Genomic DNA, 19,488 nt, shown 5'->3' on the forward strand with positions numbered 1-19,488 from the left:
GGTCCACAAGAGACCCTTTGATGATTCTTTTGCATGGCATGGAGTGCCTTATGACGCGTACCCGATTTGATTGGCAAGACCCCTTCTTTCTCGATGGCCAGCTCGGCGAAGAGGAGCGGCTCATCCGCGACGCCGCCCGCGACTACTGCCAGGCGCGGCTGATGCCGCGGGTGCTGGAGGCGAACCGCCGCGAGCAGTTTGACCGCACCATCATGAACGAGCTGGGGGAGCTGGGGTTGCTCGGCGCCACCCTGCCGGAGCAGTACGGCTGCGCCGGGGTCAATCACGTGGCCTACGGTCTCATCGCCCGGGAGGTGGAGCGGGTCGACAGCGGCTACCGTTCGGCCATGAGCGTGCAGTCGTCCCTGGTGATGCACCCGATCCACGCCTATGGCGACGAGGCCCAGCGCCAGCGCTGGCTGCCGGGGCTGGCCCGGGGCGAGCTGGTAGGCTGCTTCGGCCTCACCGAACCGGACGCGGGCTCCGACCCGGGTTCCATGAAGAGCCGGGCCGAGCGGGTCGAGGGCGGCTATCTGCTGACCGGCAACAAGATGTGGATCACCAATTCCCCCATCGCCGATCTGTTCGTGATGTGGGCCAAGCTGGATGGCGAGATCACCGGCTTCGTGCTGGAGAAGGGGATGACCGGGCTCTCTGCCCCCAAGATCGAGGGCAAGTTCTCCCTGCGCGCCTCCATCACCGGCGAGATCGTGATGGAGCGGGTCTTCGTGCCGGAGGCCAACCGGCTGGCCGGGGTGAGCGGCCTCAAGGGGCCGTTCGGCTGCCTCAACAAGGCGCGCTACGGCATCGCCTGGGGGGCGCTCGGCGCCGCCGAGTTCTGCTGGCACGCCGCCCGCCAGTACGGGCTGGATCGCCAGCAGTTCGGCCGCCCGCTCGCCGCCACCCAGCTGTTTCAGCTCAAGCTGGCCAACATGCAGACCGAGATTGCCCTCGGCCTGCAGGGCTGTCTGCAGGCCGGGCGCCTGATGGACGAGGGGCGCTGCCCGGTGGAGCTGGTGTCGCTCATCAAGCGCAACAGTTGTGGCAAGGCGCTGGAGATCGCCCGCGTCGCCCGCGACATGCACGGCGGCAACGGCATCAGCGACGAGTTTCACGTCATTCGCCACGTGATGAACCTGGAGGCGGTCAACACCTACGAGGGAACCCACGACATCCATGCCCTGATCCTGGGGCGGGCCCAGACCGACCTGCAGGCGTTTGAGTGATGGGGCCCCTTGCCGGCGTGCGCGTGCTGGATCTCAGCCGTGTGCTGGCCGGCCCCTGGGCCAGCCAGCTGCTTGCCGATCTCGGCGCCGATGTGGTGAAAGTGGAGGCCCCGGGGCGCGGTGACGACACCCGCCACTGGGGCCCGCCCGAGCTGGTGGCGGGGGAGGCGGCCTACTTTCACGCGGCCAACCGGGGCAAACGCTCCATCGCCCTGGATCTAGCTCGCGACAGAGACACCCTGCTGGCCTTGGTGGACTGTGCCGACGTGGTGATCGAGAACTTCAAGGTGGGGGGACTGGCGCGCTTTGGCCTCGATTACCCTAGCCTCAAGGCCCGCCGGCCGGCGCTCATCTACTGCTCCATCACCGGCTTTGGCCAGGACGGCCCCTGGGCCCAGCGACCTGGTTACGATCTGCTGATCCAGGGGCTGGGTGGATTGATGAGCATTACGGGTCAACCCGATGGGGTGCCCGGCGGCGGGCCTGTCAAGGTGGGGGTGGCGCTCGTCGACATCCTCACCGGCCTCTACGCTACCATCGGCATCCAGGCGGCCTTGCGCCATCGGGAGCGAACCGGGGAGGGGCAGCAGATCGATCTCGCCCTGCTCGACGTGTCGGTGGCGGTGCTGGCCAATCAGGCGATGAATTATCTCGCCACCGGTCAGGCGCCCGGACGCCTTGGCAACGGTCACCCCAATATCGTCCCCTACGACGTCTATCCCACCCGGGATGGCCATCTGATCCTCGCGGTGGGCAACGATGGCCAGTTTGCCGCCCTGGCGGCCCTGCTGGGGGAACCCGGGTGGGCGCAGGACCCCGACTTTGCCACCAACGCCGCCCGGGTGCGCCAGCGTCACCGGCTCAACGCCCTGATTGCCGAGCGGCTGCTGGCGCGCAGCAGCGCCGAGTGGAATGCCATCCTGGAGGCGGCCGGGGTGCCGGGCGGTCCCATCCTCGCTCTGGATGCGCTGTTTGCCCTCGAGCAAGGGGCGGTGCGCGGCTGGGTGCAGCAGGTGCAGCGCGGCGAACAATCCTTGCCCACCCTGGCCAACCCGCTCCATCTGTCGGCCACTCCGGTGTGCTATGGGCGCGCCTCGCCGGCGCTCGATGGGGACAGGGATAGCGTGCTGCGCGACTGGCTCGGGCAGGGCTGAACCGGCCTTATCAGGCGGGGAGATCGTGCCTGCCCGGCGCCATGCTCCCCTTTTCCATCCTCTGCCATCTCATCTGCCCCGGTGCTGGAGCCCGGGGCCGTCCCCCGTTATGATGCGCCCCGTCCATTCATCTGTTGAGGTACTTCCCATGGCACAACACATTGGCGCCCTGGCCCTGCTGGTGGCCGATTACGAGCAGGCCATCACCTTCTTTACCCAGGGACTGGGGTTCGAGCTGCTGGAAGACACCCCCCTCGACGAGCCGGGCAAACCGGGCAAGCGCTGGGTGCGGGTTGCCCCCAAGGGTGCCCCCGGTTCCGCCCTGTTGCTGGCGCGGGCGGCCACCCCGGAGCAGCGGGCCGCTATCGGCCAGCAGGGGGGCGGCCGGGTCTTCCTGTTCCTCGAGACTGACGACTTCTGGGGCGACTACCAGCGCATGCAGGCGTACGGTGTCCATTTTTGTGAACAGCCGCGCACCGAGCCTTACGGCACCGTGGTGGTATTCGAGGACATCAGTGGCAATCGCTGGGATCTGCTGCAACTCACTGCTGCCAACTGAATCTGAAAACGTTTATCATCCCGCCTGTCATAAAGTCATAAAAGTGTCACAGAAAGTTCTAATAATTGGCGCACCCATCTTCACAGAGGAGAGAGAAGGGATATGGCTAAGCGAATTCTGGTGGTCGAGGACGAAGCACCGATCCGCGAAATGCTCTGCTTCGTGCTCGAGCAGAAGGGATATGAAACAGTAGAAGCTGAAGATTTTGCCGACGGATTGGCGAAGGTGCGCGAACCCTACCCCGAACTCATCGTGCTGGACTGGATGATGCCAGGCGGCAGCGGCATCCAGTTCATCAAGCAGCTCAAGCAGGATGAGGTGACCCGCCAGATCCCGGTGGTGATGCTGACCGCTCGCGGCGAGGAAGAGGACAAGGTGCGCGGGCTGGAGGCGGGGGCCGATGACTACATCACCAAGCCGTTCTCCCCCAAGGAGCTGACCGCCCGCCTGCATGCGGTGATGCGTCGCGTCTCTCCCACCTCGGTGGACGAGGTGATCGAGGTGCAGGGGCTCAAGCTGGACCCTGTCTCCCACCGGGTCAGCGCCGAGGAGAAGGCCCTCGACATGGGGCCGACCGAATTCAAGCTGCTGCACTTCTTCATGACCCACCCGGAGCGGGTCTACAGCCGCGAGCAGCTGCTCAACAACGTCTGGGGTACCAATGTGTACGTCGAGGACAGAACCGTGGATGTGCATATCCGTCGCCTGCGCAAGGCCATTGAGGAGACGGGGCATGATCGCTTGATCCAGACGGTGCGCGGCGCGGGCTATCGCTTCTCAACCCGTCTCTAAGAGGCACTTATGTTGCAACCATACGCCTGGCGGCGCCAGTTGTGGCGAATGGCATTCTTCTATGCGCCCTTCGTCTTGGTCGGCTGGCTGACGGAGAGCCTGGCCCTGTGTCTGTTGCTGGCTACCGTCATGCACCTGGGCTGGCACTACCGTTTCCAGAAGCGGCTGTCAGACTGGCTGTGGCACGATCGCAGCCTGGTGCCTCCCAACGGCAGCGGCAGCTGGGAGTACATCTTCAACGGCATCTACAAGCTGCAGCAGCGCCACCGGGCCCGCCGCCGCGAGCTGGCGGGTCTGATCCGCCGCTTTCGGGAAGGGGCCGAGGCACTGCCCGATGCGGCCGTGGTGTTTCGCACCGACGGCAGCATCCTCTGGTGCAACCGGCTGGCGGAGCAGCTGCTCGGCTTTCGCTGGCCGGAAGATGCCGGTCAGCACATCGGCAACCTGATTCGCAATCCCGCCTTTGGCGCCTACCTCGGCAAGGGAGAGTATGACGAACCGTTCGAGATGACCTCGCCCATCAACGAGGAGAAGTTTCTCGAGTTTCGCATCATGCCCTACGCCGAGGATCAGGCCATGCTGGTGGTGCGGGACGTGACCCGGCTGCGCAGCCTGGAGAAGACCCGCAAGCATTTCGTCTCCAACGTCTCCCACGAGCTGCGCACCCCGCTCACCGTGCTCAAGGGATATCTGGAGATGACCGAGGAGCCGCCGCCCCCCGCCATGTGGGCCAAGGCGCACAGGGTGATGATGGAGCAGACCATCCGCATGGACAACCTGGTCAATCAGCTGCTCACCCTGTCGCGCATCGAAGCGGCGCCCACCGTGGATCTCTCCCATCTGGTGGACATGCCCGCCATGCTGGGGCTGTTGGAGCAGGAGGCGCGGGCGCTCTCCGGCGAGCGGGCCCACCAGATCGAGTTCATGGTGCAGCCCAATCTGCTGGTGCGCGGCGATCAGGATCAACTGCGCAGCGCCGTCTCCAACCTGGTCTACAACGCCATCCACTACACCCCGGCGGGGCGCAAGATCACGGTGGAGTGGCGCAAGCAGGGGACGATGGCGCTGTTTGCGGTGCAGGACGAGGGAGAGGGGATCCCGCCCGAGCACCTGGCGCGGCTCACCGAGCGTTTCTATCGGGTCGACAAGGCGCGCTCGCGCCACACCGGCGGCTCCGGGCTCGGCCTTGCCATCGTCAAGCATGCCCTGAGTCACCACGACTGCCAGCTCGACATCGAGAGTCGGGTCGGCCTTGGCAGCCGTTTCAGCTTCCTCATCCCCGCTCGCATGGTAGTGTTGAAATAAGCTTTTCAAGCAATGGGTTAGCAATGAAAAGAGGGCGGCGATGGCGGCCCTTTTTTCATTTGGTCAAAAGCCTCGTCATGTCATTAAAGTGTCACATTAAATCCATAAATTTGTCACTGCCAGGTCAGATACTGGCGCCGTCTTGAGAACGGACCTGTGCCAGTGCGGCGCAGGGAGAGAATGAAACGCGACCGGCCGATCGCCCCACTCGGGATGCCACCACGTTTCGGCCTCAGATTGATGACTGCCTTCCACCGCCCCGGAGTTGGGCCAAAGAGGGCAGGGAATGACACTCAGCGCCCCGGTCGGATGATCGGCACTGAGCCAAGTTAACCCGTGTTTTGATGGACTGCGTTCTGCAACCTTGGAGAGATTGGATGAAACTCAACAAACTGGCTGGTGTAATCGGATTCACCGCAGCAACCCTGTTTTCCGTCAGCGCCCTGGCTGCCGGTGTGGATAAAAATCTGCCGGATTACACTCCGACCAGCGGCATCTCGGGCAACCTGTCCTCTGTCGGCTCGGATACCCTGGCCAACATGATGACCCTGTGGGCCGAAGAATTTAAGCGCATGTACCCCAACGTCAACGTGCAGATCCAGGCCGCCGGTTCCTCTACCGCGCCGACCGCGTTGACCGAAGGTGTCGCCCAGTTTGGCCCCATGAGCCGCGCCATGAAGTCCGGCGAGGAAGAGGCGTTCGAGAAGCGCTACGGCTACAAGCCGACCGCCATCCGCGTCGCGGTCGATGCCCTGGCGGTGTTCGTCAACAAGGACAACCCCATCAAGGGCCTGTCCATGCAGCAACTGGATGCCATCTTCTCCAGCACCCTCAAGTGCGGTGAAGCCAAGGCGGCCACCAAGTGGGCCGACCTGGGTCTGGACGGCTCCTGGTCTGGCAAGGATCTGCAACTGTTCGGTCGCAACTCCGTCTCCGGTACTTACGGCTACTTCAAAGAACACGCCCTGTGCAACGGCGACTTCAAGAGCGGCGTGAACGAGCAGCCGGGCTCCGCCTCCGTGGTGCAGTCGGTCTCCTCCTCCCTGAACGGCATCGGCTACTCCGGCATCGGTTACGTCACCTCCGGCGTGCGCGCAGTACCGCTCTCCAAGGATGGCAAGACCTTCATCGAAGCGACCTCCGACAACGCCATCACCGGCAAGTATCCGCTGTCGCGCTTCCTGTACGTCTACGTGAACAAGCACCCGAACAAGCCGCTCTCCCCGATGGAGCAAGAGTTCCTGAAGATGGTGCTCTCCAAGGCGGGCCAGAACATCGTCGCCAAAGATGGCTACGTACCGGTACCGGCCAAGGTGGTCGAAGCCGACCTGAAGAAACTGGGCATCATGTAAGCCGGTTTCCTCTGCCAGACGGGCCCCGCGGGGCCCGTTTTCTTTTTGGGGCCGGCTGTGACCGCTTTCGCCGGACCGGGTGATTTGTCGACTTGCACCGGACGCCCGCATTTCCGAAAATAGGGCATCTTTATGGTGAAGGACACCTCCATGACATCTCCCTTGTTCAAGCTTGGCCTGGCGGCACTCTGTACGACCCTGCTCGCCAGCTGTGCCCAGTCTCCCACCGGTCGCAGCCAGATGCTGCTCTTCTCGCCCCAGCAGATGAGCAAGCTGGGGGCCGACTCCTTCGAGCAGATGAAGAAGCAGGAGAAGGTGAGCAAGGACGCCAGAGTGAACGCCTATGTCTCCTGCGTCGCCAAGGCGGTGACCGCCCAGGTGCCCGCCAGCTACGGCATCACCAACTGGGAAGTGGTGGTGTTTGACTCCAAGCAGGTGAACGCCTTCGCCCTGCCCGGCGGCAAGATCGGGGTCTACAGCGGCCTGCTCAAGGTGGCCAAGAATCAGGATCAGCTCGCCACCGTCATCGGCCACGAGCTGACCCACGTGCTGGCCCAACACTCCAACGAGCGGCTCTCCCGCAGTCAGCTGACCGGCCTTGGGCTGGCGGCGGCCGACATCGCCATGGGCAGCAGCGAATACCGAGGTGCCACCATGGCAGCGCTGGGACTCGGGGTCGAGGTCGGCGTCATGCTGCCTTATGGTCGCGAGCAGGAGAGCGAGGCGGACCGGCTGGGGCTGGATCTGATGGCCCGCGCCGGTTTCAACCCCGCCGAAGCGATCCCGCTCTGGCAAAACATGAGCGCGGCCGCGGGCGGCAATGCGCCGCCCCAGCTGCTCTCCACCCACCCCAGCAACGAGAGCCGGATCGCCGAGCTGCAGGCCCAGCAGGCTGAGGCCGTGCCGCTCTATCAGCAGGCCCGCGCCTCCGGACTGGTGCCCCAATGCAAGGCATAAGCCTGCGCATGGCGCGGCCCGATGACGCCGCCGCCATGACGGTGATGCAGCGGGCCAGCTGGCTCGCCGCATATGGCGGCGTGCTCGGTACCGACATGCTGGCCCAGCTGGCGGTCACCGAGCACCTGCAGATCTGGCAGCGCCGGCTGGCAGAAGCGGGCCCAAGGCCCATGCTGCTGTGTCAGGACGAGGTGGTCATCGGTCTGCTCTACTGGCAGCCGGAGCTGGCGGGGGAATACCCCACCGCCTGGATCCGCGCCTTTTACCTGCATCCAGACCACTGGCGCCAAGGCCACGGCAAGCGGCTGTGGCAGGCGGTGGCGATGCAGATGCGGCGGGCCGGCTGTGAAGGCGTCAGATTGTGGCTGCTCGATGGCAACCACATAGGTGAGGGGTTTTATCTGCGCCGCGGCTTCGTCTTCGATGGTCAGGAGCGCACCCTGATGAGCCTCGGCCAGCCCTGCCTGCAGCGACAAATGTTTCGTTTGCTTTGATCTCTCTCCCGTTTTTCGCCCTCGGTCACTTTATTTTTTTTGCGAATTAATACAATGTCCCCCTCTGGACAGGCTGAGGTGAGGCGGCTCACCGACAAGGGAGTGTGGCATGTATTACGGCTTTGATATTGGTGGCACCAAGATAGCGTTTGCCGTCTATGACGGCGCCTTGAATCTCTGCCACGAGGAGCGCATGAGCACTCCCGGCAATGACTATCAGGGGCTGCAGCAGCTCATTCGCGAGCGGGTCGAGCAGGCGGATGCCCGTTTTGGCACCCGCGGTGCGGTGGGCATCGGCTTTCCCGGCATTCTCAACCGGCACAACCACAGCATAGTGGCGGCCAATCTGCCCTCCATCAATGGTCGCCACCTGGGCGCCGATCTGGCCGAGCTGCTGGGCAGACCGGTCAAGGTGGACAACGATGCCAACTGCTTCCTCTGGTCCGAGGTACATCAGGGGGCGGCGGCGGGGGCCGACAGCTCCCTCGGCGTCACCATAGGCACCGGCATCGGCGGCGCCGTCTATCTGGCGGGCAAGCTGATCCAGGGCCGCAACTGGCTGGCGGGGGAGATAGGCCACTACCCGCTGCCGGCCACCATGCTGATGAAGTACCCCGATCTGCCTCGTCCCCGTTGCGGCTGCGGCCGTCTGGTCTGTTTTGAAACCTATGCCTCTGGCACCGGGCTGGAGCGGCTCTATCACCACTTCCACGGCCAGCGTGCCAGCGGCCACCAGATAGTGGGGCGCTTCGAGGCGCACGAGCCCCATGCGGTGGCCACGGTCGACTGCTGGCTCGAAATCATGGCCGCCGGGCTTGCCACCGCCATCTCGGTGGTCGACCCCGACGTGGTGGTGCTGGGGGGCGGCCTGAGCGGCCTGCCCGCGCTCTATGAGCAGTTGCCGCTGCGCCTGCCCGGTCACCTGCTGCCCGGGGTCGCCCTGCCCGAGATCCGCGAGGCCCGCTTCGGCGGCGCCGGTGGGGTGCGCGGGGCCGCCTTGCTCAATTTATGAGATCAGATCCGGGGTCTGATCTCCCCAATAAAGGAGTCCATCATGACCTCTCTTGAAATCTGTATCGACAACCTGGAATCCCTGTTTACCGCCCAGGCGGCCGGTGCCGATCGCATCGAGCTCTGCTCTGCGCTGGGGCTGGGCGGTCTGACCCCCTCCTATGGCTTCATGCAGCTGGCGGCGCGCCATGCCATCATTCCCGTCTACGCCATGATCCGGCCCCGGGCCGGCGATTTCTGCTTTGGCGAAGGGGAGTTCGAGATGATGCTGCAGGATATCGCCGCCGCTCGTGCCGCCGGCCTGCAAGGGGTGGTGGTCGGTCTGCTGGACGAGGAGGGACGGGTGCCAGCCGCCAGACTCGGCCAGCTGGTGGAGGCGGCGGGGCCCCTTGGCGTCACCTTCCACCGCGCCATCGACCTCTCCTCTGACTGGCGCCTCGACTTGGAGACCATAGTTGCCGCCGGCTGCGAGCGCATTCTGAGCTCGGGCCATGCACCGACTGCGCTGGCGGGGCTCGAGACCCTGCAGGCGATGCAGCAGGCGCTGGCGGGGCGCGCCAGTCTGATGCCGGGTGCCGGGGTCAATGCCGACAACGTGCGTACCATCATCGAGTTTACCGGGGTGAACGAAGTGCACATGTCCGGCATGGGCTGGCGCGGCGGCATGGTGCCCCATGGCGTCAACATGGGCACCTCGGACGACGGCCGGGTCAATATCACCGACGGCGCCAAAGTTGCAGCGGTACGGGCTCTGCTGGACAGGGGCTGATACGGGCCGCGCGGCGGCATGGAGTCTCGTCATGGGCGTCAACATGGGCACCTCGGACGACGGTCGGGTCAATATCACCGACGGTGCTCTGTTTTGCTCCCTTCTCCCCTGGCGGGAGAAGGGGCGGGGATGAGGGGGGTTGATGTGAGGTACCTCCCACCTGGGGGCAAAACCGGGGACGGGCCGGCAGCACCCGGCGCAAAAGTCTGATATTATCCCGTCTCTTTTACCCTCAGGACCCGGAGCAACTTCTCAATGTCCCAATACGACTCTATCGAACAGAAGGCCAGCTATGGCATCGGCCGCAACATGGGTGATCAACTGGCGCAGCAAGCCTTCGCCGGTCTGGATATCCCGGCCCTGCAGCAAGGTCTGGCAGATGCCCTGAATGGTCTGGAGTTCGCGGTCAGCCGTGACGATATCAACGATGCCTTCCAGGTCATCACCGCCCGCATGCAGGAAGAGCAGGAAGCCGTTGCCAAGGCTGCCGCCGCCGAAGGCGAAGCTTTCCTGGCCGACAACGCCAAGCGCGCCGAAGTGAAGACCACCGAGTCCGGTCTGCAGTACGAAGTGCTGGTGGAAGGCAACGGTGCCGTACCGGTAGCCGGTCAGTCCGTCCGTGTGCACTACCACGGTACCTTCACCCACGGTGGTGTGTTCGACAGCTCCGTCGCCCGCGGCCAGCCTGCTGAATTCCCGGTAACTGGCGTGATCGCCGGCTGGGTAGAAGCGCTGCAACTGATGCCGGTTGGCTCCAAGTGGAAGCTCTACATTCCGCAGGATCTGGCCTACGGCGCACGCGGTGCCGGTTCCATCCCGCCGTACTCCGCCCTGGTATTCGAAGTGGAGCTGCTGGACATCCTGTGATCCGGCTGGCTTGATTGATACAGACGGCGACCCTAGGGTCGCCGTCTGTTTTTTTGCGCCGCGCACGGCGGGGCATGTGCAGCGCCTGCGCTTTTGGATATAGTCATGGCTCCTGCTGGGAGAGCGCCCATGGCTGCCATCATCGAAGTCGTCGATCTCGTCAAGCACTTCCCCGGCGTCAAGGCGGTGGACGGGCTCAGCTTTGCCATTCCTGCCGGCAGCTGTTTCGGCCTGCTCGGCCCGAACGGGGCGGGCAAGACCACCACCATCGAACTGCTGGAGGGGATCCTCACCCCGGACAGCGGCCAGATCCTGTTCCACGGAGCCCCCCGCGGCCCCGACTATCGCTCCCGCATCGGCATCCAGTTCCAGCACACGGCGCTGCAGGATTTCCTGACGGTGCGCGATACCCTGCGGCTGTTTGCCAGCCTCTACCCGGCTCCCTTGCCCCAGGCCCAGCTCATCGAACTGTGCGCCTTGGGGGAATTCATCGATCGGGACAGTCGCAAGCTCTCTGGCGGTCAGCGGCAACGGCTGCTGCTGGCCTTGGCGCTGCTCGGCGACCCCGAACTGCTGTTTCTGGACGAGCCCACCACGGGTCTCGATCCCCAGGCCCGCCACCACTTCTGGCAGCGCATCGAGGCGATCAAGGCGCAGGGCAAGACGGTGGTGCTTACCACCCACTACATGGACGAGGCCCAGCAGCTGTGCGATCAGATTGCCATCGTCGATCACGGCCATCTGCTCAGCCTGGATACCCCGGTCGCCCTGCTAGCCCAGCACTTTGAGGGTGTGCTGGTGCGCCTGGCGGCTCACCCGGCCCTCGCCAGTCTCGGCTACCCCCTGCGCCCGCTGGGCGAGCAGGTGGAGCTGAGCTGCCCCGACGTGGCGGACTTGCTACCACGGCTGCTGAGCCTGGGCGTGCCGCTGACCGGCATGCAGGTGCGCTCCCCCAACCTGGAGGATCTCTTCCTGAACCTGACCGGCCACAGCCTGCGGAGCGGCGCATGAAAGCTACCCCGTGGCACCCCGCAGCGGCGCCTGCCGGCATGCCGCTCCAGCCTGCCAGCCCAAGGAGCACCAGATGACGGGATCACTCAAGCGCATCGGGGCGCTCTTCTATGCCCGCAACCTGGAGTTCGTGCGGGATCGGGCCGCGCTGATCTGGAACCTGGCCTTTCCGCTGCTGCTGGTACTGGGGTTCACCCTCATCTTCTCCGGCCCACCCAAGCCGCTGGTGCAGATGGGCGTGGTGGGGGAGCTGCCTGCGGCCTATGCCCCGCTGCGCGCCGTGCCGCTGCTCAAGATCATCCCCTATGACGAGGAGGAGAAGGGCCGGCTCAAGGTGCGCCACCACCAGCTGGATCTGCTGCTCTCGCCCGGCACGGGCCGTTACTGGATCAACCCGGATGCCCCCCAGGGCGCCATGGCCGAGTATCTGCTGCGCCAGGCCGTGCCGGCGCAGCTGGTGCGGGAGACCCTGAGCGGGCGCGCCATTCGCTATGGCGACTGGCTGCTGCCCGGGGTGATCGGCATGAATCTGATGTTCTCCGGCCTGTTCGGGGTGGGCTTCGTCATCGTCCGTTACCGCAAGAACGGGGTGCTCAAGCGGCTTGGGGCCACCCCACTCTCAGCCGCGGAGTTTCTCTGCGCCCAGCTGCTGTCGCGCATCCTGATCACCCTGGTGGTGAGCCTGCTGGTGTTTCTGGTGGCCTACTTTCTGCTCGGGGTGCCGCTGCTGGGCTCGGGCTGGCTGCTGCTGTTGATCGCCCTGCTGGGTGGGGCGTCCATGGCCTCCCTCGGCCTGCTGGTGGCGGCCCGCATCCAGAACGAGGAGCTGGCGAGCGGGCTGCTCAACGTCATCAGTATGCCGATGATGTTCCTCTCCGGCGTCTGGTTCTCGCTGGAAGGGGCTCCCGCTTGGCTGCAGCAGCTGGCGGCCTGGCTGCCGCTCAGCCAGATCATCGCGGCGGCCCGCGCCGTCATGCTGGAAGGGGCAGGCTGGGCCGAGGTGGCGGCGCCACTGGGCTGGGTCCTGCTGTTTACGCTCTGCTGCATCACCCTGGGCAGCGCCCTGTTCAAATGGAGTCACAGATGAAGCTATTGATGAAGTCACTGCCGCTGGTTGGTGGAACCCTGCTGGCCCTGCTGCTGAGTCTGCCGGCCAGTGCCGGCGCCATGCGCTGCAAGAATGCGCTGATCACCGAAGGGGACAGCACCGCCGAGATGCTGATCAAGTGCGGCGAGCCCATGTTGCGCGAGGAGCTGACCCGCAACGAGGAGAACCAGTTCGGCAACCTGGTGCAGGTGAAGTATGGGGAGCGCTGGACCTACAACTTCGGCAAGAACGAGTTCATGCGTTTCGTCACCGTGCGCAACGGGGTGGTCACCGACATCGAGAACGGCCCGCGCGGCAATTGATCCTGCCGACCGGATGCTGCGCGCCGAGTGCGGTGGTGTGGCTCCGGTCTCTTTCCGGCGTTTACGCCCCCGTACCCACCTTTCATCCCTCTCTTCCGGTTGCCCGGTATTGGTTCATGCCCCCCAATAACGGGCCCTGTTGTTGGCAAAACGCGCCCGATAAATGCGTTGTCAGCGCGTTTTTCTGCCCCAATCCGGTGCGTCCGATTTTTTGCGAAAAATAATCCTCACATTATCGGGGGCTTGGAACCGTAGGCCATTTTGCGAATAAGGGTCTATTTTTAATTCTAAGAGTGCATATCGGCCCGTTGACCTATTTTGTGCTGCTGCACCAAGGTTGGGCCGGCTTGCACCGATTGACAGGTTTTTGAGCCGCTCGATAAGCTGTGAAAAAGCAGGGAAACGAAGGCATCTTACCAGGTTCTGGTGCCTATTTGAATCAAACCACAGGGAAGCGTGAGATGAAGCAGATACACAAGGCAGGTATGGTGATGGTGCTGTCGCTGGTGGCAGCCAATGCATGGGCCGACGGCACCCTGGATGCCGTCAAGAAGAAGGGATTCGTGCAGTGCGGGGTGGGTGACGGCCTGCCTGGTTTCTCCAATCCGGATGCCAAGGGCACCTGGACCGGTCTGGACGTGGACGTGTGCCGCGCCGTGGCCGCGGCCGTGCTGGGGGATGCCGGCAAGGTGAAGTATGTCTCCCTCACCGCCAAGGAGCGTTTCACCGCCCTGCAATCCGGCGAGGTGGATCTGCTGTCGCGCAACACCACCTGGACCCTGACCCGGGACGGGTCGCTGGGCCTGACCTTTGCCGGGGTGAATTACTACGATGGCCAGGGCTTTCTGATCAAGCAGTCCCTCGGGGTGAAGAGCGCCAAGGAGCTCGACGGTGCCGCCGTCTGCATCCAGTCCGGCACCACCACAGAGCTCAACCTGGCGGACTATTTCCGCGCCAATGGCGGCATGAAATATACCCCTGTGGTGTTCGACACCTCGGATCAGACCGTCAAGGGGTTCGAGGCGGGCCGCTGCGATGTGCTGACCTCGGATCAATCCCAGCTCTATGCCCTCAAGATCAAGCTCAGCAAGCCGGCAGAGGCCATGGTGCTGCCTGAGGTGATCTCCAAGGAGCCGCTGGGGCCTGCCGTGCGCCAGGGTGACGATCAGTGGTTCAAGGTGGTGCGCTGGAGTCTCAACGCCATGCTCAACGCCGAGGAGGCCGGGGTCACCAGTGCCAACGTGGACGAGATGCTCAAGTCCACCAACCCGGATATCCGTCGTCTGCTGGGGCTGGAAGAGCCCAAGGGGTCGGTGCTCGGGCTGGATGACAAGTGGGCCTACAACATCGTCAAGCAGGTCGGCAACTATGGCGAATCCTTCGATCGCAACGTCGGTGCCGGCTCCCCCCTCAAGATCGAGCGCGGCATCAATGCGCTCTGGAACAAGGGTGGCCTGATGTACGCGCCGCCCATCCGCTGAGTCGACAACCATCGGGGGGCCGAGGCCCCCCATTTCCCCTGGCTTTGTCGGAGTCATCCTCATGGCGTTACACGCATCAAACCATAGGAAGGAACAGGGCCGCTGGTGGTATGACGCCAAGGTGCGGGCATTGATCTTCCAGTGCCTGGCCATCGCGGTCGTGGTCGGCTTCCTGTTCTACATCATCCACAATGCCCTGACCAATCTGGCCACCCGTGGCATCACCACAGGCTTCGATTTTCTGGGCAACACGGCGGGCTTCGGCATCCTGCAGAGCCTGATCCCCTATGACGAGACCTATACCTTCGGCCGTACCTTTCTGGTGGGGCTGCTCAATACCCTGCTGGTCTCCGTACTCGGTATCCTGTTTGCCACCCTGCTCGGTTTCATGCTCGGGGTGGCGCGCCTGTCACGCAACTGGCTGGTGGCCAAGATAGCGACCGTCTACATAGAGACGTTTCGCAATATCCCGCTGCTGCTGCAGATCTTCTTCTGGTACTTCTCGGTGCTGCGCACCCTGCCATCTCCGCGCCAGAGCGTGGATCTGGGGGGGCTCGCCTTCCTCAACGTGCGGGGCTTCTATCTGCCCAAGCCCGTGTTCGAAGAGGGATTCAGTTACGTGCTCGGAGCCCTGCTGATCGCCGTGGTGTTGAGCTGGGGGCTGAGCCGCTGGGCCCGGCGTCGCCAGGCCCTGACCGGCAGGATATTCCCGTTTTGGCGCAGCGTGGCCGCCCTGGTCATTCTGCTCCCGGCCGCTGCCTTCTTGCTGGCGGGCAGCCCGCTCAGCTGGAGCGTGCCGGCCCTGCAGGGGTTCAACTTCCGGGGCGGGCTGACGGTCTTGCCCGAGCTCGCAGCCCTCTTGCTGGCGCTGACCATCTACACGGCGGCCTTCATCGCGGAGATAGTGCGCTCCGGCATTCTGGCCATCAGCAAGGGGCAGACGGAGGCCGCCTCCGCCCTCGGGCTCTCACCCGCCAAGACGCTGCGGCTGGTGATCATTCCCCAGGCGATGCGGGTCATCATCCCTCCCTTGACCAGCCAGTATCTGAACCTCACCAAGAACTCCTCGCTGGCCACGGCCATCGGCTATCCGGATCTGGTGTCAGTGTTCATGGGGACGACTCTCAACCAGACCGGGCAGGCCATCGAGGTCATCGCCATGACCATGGGGGTCTATCTCGTCATCAGTATCACCACCTCGCTGCTGATGAACATCTACAACCGCAGAATGACGCTGGTTGAGCGCTAGGGAGTAGTCATGTTTGTGAACGAATTGCAGGAGGCTCTGCCGCCTCCCAGCCATCGCCGGGGCCTGGTCGCCTGGCTCAGGCAGAATCTGTTTCCCAACTGGTGGAACGGCCTGCTGACCCTGGTGCTGGCTTATCTGCTGCTGCCGCTGATCTGGTCTGCCCTGGACTGGGCGCTGTTCTCCGCCACCTGGCAGGGGAGCAGCCGCGAGGCCTGCGGCCAGGGCGGCGCCTGCTGGATCTTCATCGAGAGCCGGCTGGGGCAGTACCTCTATGGCTTCTACCCGGCCGATCAGTACTGGCGCATCAACCTGACCTTCGCCGGCCTGGCGGTGTTGCTGGCCCTGCTCATCTGGCCCAAGACCCCGCGCAAGGGGTTGCTGGCGCTGTTCACCCTGCTGGTATTCCCTGTCATCGCCTTCTTCCTCATCCATGGCGGGGCTGGGCTGGAGGTGGTGGAGACGAACCGCTGGGGTGGGCTGATGCTGACCCTGGTGCTGGCGGTGGTGGGCATAGTGGTTGCGCTGCCGTTCGGCATCCTGCTGGCGCTGGGGCGTCGCTCCCACATGCCGGTCATCGCCAGCCTCTGCACCGTCTACATCGAGTTCTGGCGGGCGGTGCCGCTCATCACAGTGCTCTTCATGGCGTCAGTCATGCTGCCGCTGTTCATGAGTACCGAAGTGGAGCTCGACAAGCTGCTGCGGGCGCTCATCGGCATCATACTGTTCCAGGCGGCCTATGTGGCCGAGGTGGTGAGAGGCGGGCTGCAGGCGATCCCCAAGGGGCAATACGAGGCGGGGGAGGCCCTGGGGCTCTCCTACTGGAAGGTGATGGGGCTCATCATCATGCCGCAGGCCCTCAAGATCACCATCCCCTCGCTGGTGAACACCTTTATCTCCCTGTTCAAGGACACCAGCCTGGTGCTGATCATCGGGCTGTTCGATCTGCTGGCCATCTCCAAGGTGGCGCTGGCGGATCCGGCCTGGCTGGGTTATTCCACCGAGGCGTATGTCTTTATCGCCATGATCTTCTGGATGTTCTGTTTTGGCATGTCCCGCTACTCCATCTATCTGGAGCGCAAACTCAACACGGGCCACAAGCATTAGGAGTAGTTTCGAGATGAAAACGGACGCTGTCGTCGAACTGAAAGCAGTCAACAAGTGGTACGGTGAGTTTCACGTGCTGCGCAACATCAACCTGCAGGTGGGCAGAGGGGAGAAGATCGTCATCTGCGGGCCATCTGGCTCAGGCAAGTCCACCATGATCCGCTGCATCAACCGGCTGGAAGAGCACCAGAGCGGGGACATCCTGGTCAAGGGCACGGCCCTGACCTCGGATCTCAAGAACATCGAGGCGGTGCGCCGGGAGGTGGGCATGGTGTTCCAGCACTTCAACCTCTTCCCCCACCTGACCGTGTTGGAGAACTGCTGCCTGGCCCCCATCTGGGTCAAGCAGCTGCCGCGCAGGGAGGCCGAAGAGATCGCCATGAACTTCCTGCGTCGGGTGCGGATCCCGGAGCAGGCCCTGAAGTATCCGGGTCAGCTCTCCGGCGGCCAGCAGCAACGGGTCGCCATCGCCCGCAGTCTGTGCATGAACCCCCAGGTGATGCTGTTTGACGAACCCACCTCGGCGCTGGATCCCGAGATGGTGCGCGAGGTGCTGGACGTCATGGTGGAGCTGGCCCACGAGGGGATGACCATGCTCTGCGTCACCCACGAGATGGGGTTTGCCAAGCAGGTGGCGGACCGGGTGATCTTCATGGACCGGGGACAGATCATCGAGGAGAACGTGCCGGATCAGTTTTTCGACAACCCTCAGTCGGATCGGACCAAGCTGTTCCTCTCCCAGATCCTGCAACATTGAGCCTCATGGAGGATGTCGTCCATAAAAAAGCCCGCACTCTGGTGAGCGGCGGGCAAGTAGTAAAAGCATGGACGCAGACTACAAAACAGAAAGGACTATGGAAGTTACCCCAACAGCAGGGTGGTGTGGCGCAGGCCGCGAACCTCCAGATTGATCTGCCGGGCCAGACTCAGGGTCTGACGGCAGGTCAGGCTCTCCAGATTGATCTCGCCGCCGCTGAACTCGAACCGCCCGTGGGTCTCCACCATGAAGCTGCCGTGATGGAAGCTCTTGATGTAGCGGGCAATCTGGCGGGGAGACAAGTTCTTGAACACCTTCATCACAAAACACCTGTTGCGTGGACAGGGCACACTATGGCCTCGCCAGGTGACACGGATGTGACAATTTATGGAGGTTTGTATGAATCCGGTTTGCCGTCGGCGGCTGGCCGGGACGCAATTGAAAAAAGCTGCCATGACAAGCCGTTACCCCGATATACTGCGGTCACTTGGATGAATCAGAAGGGTCTGCGTGTGGAGTGGGTGGATGTGGTGGATGGAGAGAACCGGGTGATCGGCGTGGCCGAGCGGGCCAAGGTGCGGCGAGAGAACCTCTGCCACCGCGCCAGCTATATCCTGGTGCTCGACGAGGCTGACCGGATCCTGGTGCAGCGGCGTACCCTCTGCAAGGATTTCTGCCCTGGCATGCTGGACGCCTGCGCCGGCGGTGTGGTCACCACGGGCGAACAGATGGAACCCTCCGCCCGCCGCGAACTGGCCGAGGAGCTGGGCATCGAAGGGGTGCCGCTGCAGGGCTTTGGCACCTTCTATGCCGAAGGGGAGGGCTACCGGGTCTGGGGTGGCCTCTACAGCTGCCACTATCAGGGGCCGCTGCGGCTGCAAGCCGAAGAGGTGAGCGAGGTGTACTGGATGAGCCAGGCGGAGATAGCCGCGCGGGCTGCTGAATTCACCCCCGACTCTTTGCTCGCCATCGCCACCTGGCAGGCGCGGCGCTGAGCAGCGTTGCATGCAGAACGGGCAGCCAGTGGCTGCCCGTTCTGTTTCTGGATGGATGGAACCTCATACCAGCCTGAGCCGCCGGTTGGTGCGCCCGCAGGGGCTGGCACCGGCGAGCCAGTGGCCCTGCCACTCGGTCACCAGGCGCAGCAGCGGGTACTCCAGATCGAGCCGGGTCACCACCAGCTGGCCGACGGTGTCGCCGATGACCGGCTCACCGCTGGCCAGATCGATGATTTCGACCAGACAGTTCTCGTTGACGATGAACCCCTGGCCGGGCTGGCTCTCGTAGGCGATCACCCCCGCATCCTGCAGCAGCAGGCAGTTGAGCGCGCGGATGCCGTGCACCGCCTGCAGCGGCCGGGTGTCGGGGTGGGACGATTCGCACAGCAGGGCGCAGCGCAGGCTGTCGCTCGGTACCTCGGCCCGCTCTGCCGCCTCCAGCAGGTCCAGCAGCACCGCCAGCGGTCCGACGAAGCCGGTCGGCTCAAAGCGCTGCAACGCCTCCAGCTGGCGGCGGGTATCGTGGGGGCCGCAGGGCACCACCGGGCTCCCCAGCTGGCGGGCACCGTTGTCGAAGATGAAGGCGGTGGGGCTGATGTGGTAGTCGTGGCCGTTGAGCAGCACCTCCCCGGCCTTGAAACCGGCGGCGAACAGGGCCCGCGCCGCCCCCCACCAGTCGGCCCCGGCATATTCGGGAATGGCCAGCTGGCCGGGGCAGGCAAACACCCGCAGCGCCTGGCTGGCGGGGCGGCCGGTGAGGCCGGCAAAGGGCGGGTGGGCCTGCTGGGCGGCGAACAGCTCGCCGGCATTGAGCAGGGGCAGGCTGGCCAACTCCCCCAGATCCTGCAGGCGGCGCTGGCGGTAGGCGCTGGAGTAACCGGTACAATACTGGCCGACATGGGCAAGCAGGTGGTTGAGCTGATCCAGCTGCTGCTGCTCGCGCAGGGGGGAGGGGCGAATTTCCAGTCCATCGTAATAGTGCTGCATGAAGC

At 64.1% G+C, this 19,488-nt stretch carries 21 protein-coding genes; 19 read left to right on the forward strand and 2 right to left on the reverse strand.

What is annotated here, in order from left to right; all coding sequences use genetic code 11:
• Positions 1 to 50: 50 nt before the first annotated feature.
• The 18 genes from I6L38_RS03190 to I6L38_RS03275 all read left to right on the forward strand — a co-directional run bounded on the left by I6L38_RS03190 (position 51) and on the right by I6L38_RS03275 (position 17,498).
• Positions 51 to 1,226, forward strand: a complete 1,176-nt coding sequence (locus I6L38_RS03190; RefSeq protein ID WP_216989131.1) for an acyl-CoA dehydrogenase — start codon at positions 51 to 53, stop codon at positions 1,224 to 1,226.
• Positions 1,226 to 2,380: a CaiB/BaiF CoA-transferase family protein gene (locus tag I6L38_RS03195; protein ID WP_216989132.1), complete on the forward strand. Its 1,155-nt coding sequence runs from the start codon at positions 1,226 to 1,228 to the stop codon at positions 2,378 to 2,380. Before I6L38_RS03190 ends, I6L38_RS03195 begins: the two co-directional genes overlap by 1 nt.
• A 148-nt stretch (positions 2,381 to 2,528) precedes the next feature.
• Positions 2,529 to 2,939 (forward strand): VOC family protein, encoded by a 411-nt coding sequence (locus I6L38_RS03200; protein WP_201880432.1) that lies wholly within the window; start codon positions 2,529 to 2,531, stop codon positions 2,937 to 2,939.
• A gap of 102 nt (positions 2,940 to 3,041) precedes the next feature.
• On the forward strand, positions 3,042 to 3,731 hold the full coding sequence (phoB, locus tag I6L38_RS03205; protein WP_005298527.1) for a phosphate regulon transcriptional regulator PhoB: 690 nt from the start codon (positions 3,042 to 3,044) through the stop codon (positions 3,729 to 3,731).
• A gap of 9 nt (positions 3,732 to 3,740) precedes the next feature.
• Positions 3,741 to 5,036 carry a phosphate regulon sensor histidine kinase PhoR gene (gene phoR / locus I6L38_RS03210; RefSeq protein WP_005298529.1) on the forward strand — a complete coding sequence of 432 codons (1,296 nt, stop codon included), beginning with the start codon at positions 3,741 to 3,743 and terminating at the stop codon, positions 5,034 to 5,036.
• A 377-nt stretch (positions 5,037 to 5,413) separates the two neighbouring features.
• Entirely contained in the window at positions 5,414 to 6,388 is a 975-nt protein-coding gene (locus I6L38_RS03215; protein WP_005298532.1) for a PstS family phosphate ABC transporter substrate-binding protein, read from the forward strand.
• A 150-nt stretch (positions 6,389 to 6,538) separates the two neighbouring features.
• Complete coding sequence (locus tag I6L38_RS03220; protein ID WP_017785985.1) at positions 6,539 to 7,345, forward strand: M48 family metallopeptidase; 807 nt, start codon at positions 6,539 to 6,541, stop codon at positions 7,343 to 7,345.
• A complete protein-coding gene (locus I6L38_RS03225; protein WP_017765749.1) occupies positions 7,333 to 7,839 on the forward strand; it encodes a GNAT family N-acetyltransferase in 507 nt (168 codons plus the stop codon). Before I6L38_RS03220 ends, I6L38_RS03225 begins: the two co-directional genes overlap by 13 nt.
• Before the next feature lie 109 nt (positions 7,840 to 7,948).
• On the forward strand, positions 7,949 to 8,851 hold the full coding sequence (locus tag I6L38_RS03230) for an ROK family protein (RefSeq protein WP_216989133.1): 903 nt from the start codon (positions 7,949 to 7,951) through the stop codon (positions 8,849 to 8,851).
• A gap of 42 nt (positions 8,852 to 8,893) precedes the next feature.
• Complete coding sequence (locus tag I6L38_RS03235) at positions 8,894 to 9,619, forward strand: copper homeostasis protein CutC (protein WP_216989134.1); 726 nt, start codon at positions 8,894 to 8,896, stop codon at positions 9,617 to 9,619.
• A 255-nt stretch (positions 9,620 to 9,874) separates the two neighbouring features.
• Positions 9,875 to 10,486 carry an FKBP-type peptidyl-prolyl cis-trans isomerase gene (locus tag I6L38_RS03240; RefSeq protein WP_005298548.1) on the forward strand — a complete coding sequence of 204 codons (612 nt, stop codon included), beginning with the start codon at positions 9,875 to 9,877 and terminating at the stop codon, positions 10,484 to 10,486.
• 129 nt (positions 10,487 to 10,615) lie between these two features.
• On the forward strand, positions 10,616 to 11,497 hold the full coding sequence (locus tag I6L38_RS03245) for an ABC transporter ATP-binding protein (RefSeq protein WP_043170769.1): 882 nt from the start codon (positions 10,616 to 10,618) through the stop codon (positions 11,495 to 11,497).
• A gap of 73 nt (positions 11,498 to 11,570) precedes the next feature.
• Positions 11,571 to 12,584 (forward strand): ABC transporter permease, encoded by a 1,014-nt coding sequence (locus I6L38_RS03250; protein WP_043170768.1) that lies wholly within the window; start codon positions 11,571 to 11,573, stop codon positions 12,582 to 12,584.
• Entirely contained in the window at positions 12,581 to 12,907 is a 327-nt protein-coding gene (locus I6L38_RS03255; protein WP_010634719.1) for a DUF2845 domain-containing protein, read from the forward strand. Before I6L38_RS03250 ends, I6L38_RS03255 begins: the two co-directional genes overlap by 4 nt.
• Before the next feature lie 461 nt (positions 12,908 to 13,368).
• Positions 13,369 to 14,388, forward strand: coding sequence for an amino acid ABC transporter substrate-binding protein (locus I6L38_RS03260; protein ID WP_005298555.1), 1,020 nt, complete (start codon positions 13,369 to 13,371; stop codon positions 14,386 to 14,388).
• A gap of 61 nt (positions 14,389 to 14,449) precedes the next feature.
• Positions 14,450 to 15,637, forward strand: coding sequence for an amino acid ABC transporter permease (locus tag I6L38_RS03265; RefSeq protein ID WP_230599205.1), 1,188 nt, complete (start codon positions 14,450 to 14,452; stop codon positions 15,635 to 15,637).
• Between the two features lie 9 nt (positions 15,638 to 15,646).
• Complete coding sequence (locus I6L38_RS03270; protein ID WP_005298559.1) at positions 15,647 to 16,741, forward strand: amino acid ABC transporter permease; 1,095 nt, start codon at positions 15,647 to 15,649, stop codon at positions 16,739 to 16,741.
• Between the two features lie 13 nt (positions 16,742 to 16,754).
• Positions 16,755 to 17,498 (forward strand): amino acid ABC transporter ATP-binding protein, encoded by a 744-nt coding sequence (locus I6L38_RS03275; RefSeq protein ID WP_005298561.1) that lies wholly within the window; start codon positions 16,755 to 16,757, stop codon positions 17,496 to 17,498.
• Between the two features lie 104 nt (positions 17,499 to 17,602).
• Here I6L38_RS03275 and I6L38_RS03280 read toward each other — a convergent pair whose 3' ends face one another.
• On the reverse strand, positions 17,603 to 17,818 hold the full coding sequence (locus tag I6L38_RS03280; protein ID WP_005298562.1) for a DUF1107 domain-containing protein: 216 nt from the start codon (positions 17,816 to 17,818) through the stop codon (positions 17,603 to 17,605).
• 171 nt (positions 17,819 to 17,989) lie between these two features.
• Here I6L38_RS03280 and yfcD point away from each other — a divergent pair, with 171 nt between their 5' ends.
• A complete protein-coding gene (gene yfcD, locus I6L38_RS03285; protein ID WP_017765756.1) occupies positions 17,990 to 18,493 on the forward strand; it encodes an NUDIX hydrolase YfcD in 504 nt (167 codons plus the stop codon).
• 63 nt (positions 18,494 to 18,556) lie between these two features.
• Here the strand turns inward: yfcD and I6L38_RS03290 are convergent, their stop codons facing one another.
• Positions 18,557 to 19,483 carry a phenylacetate--CoA ligase family protein gene (locus tag I6L38_RS03290; RefSeq protein ID WP_005298566.1) on the reverse strand — a complete coding sequence of 309 codons (927 nt, stop codon included), beginning with the start codon at positions 19,481 to 19,483 and terminating at the stop codon, positions 18,557 to 18,559.
• Positions 19,484 to 19,488 lie beyond the last annotated feature (5 nt).

Source organism: Aeromonas sp. FDAARGOS 1408, from assembly GCF_019048665.1.
GTDB lineage: Bacteria > Pseudomonadota > Gammaproteobacteria > Enterobacterales > Aeromonadaceae > Aeromonas > Aeromonas dhakensis.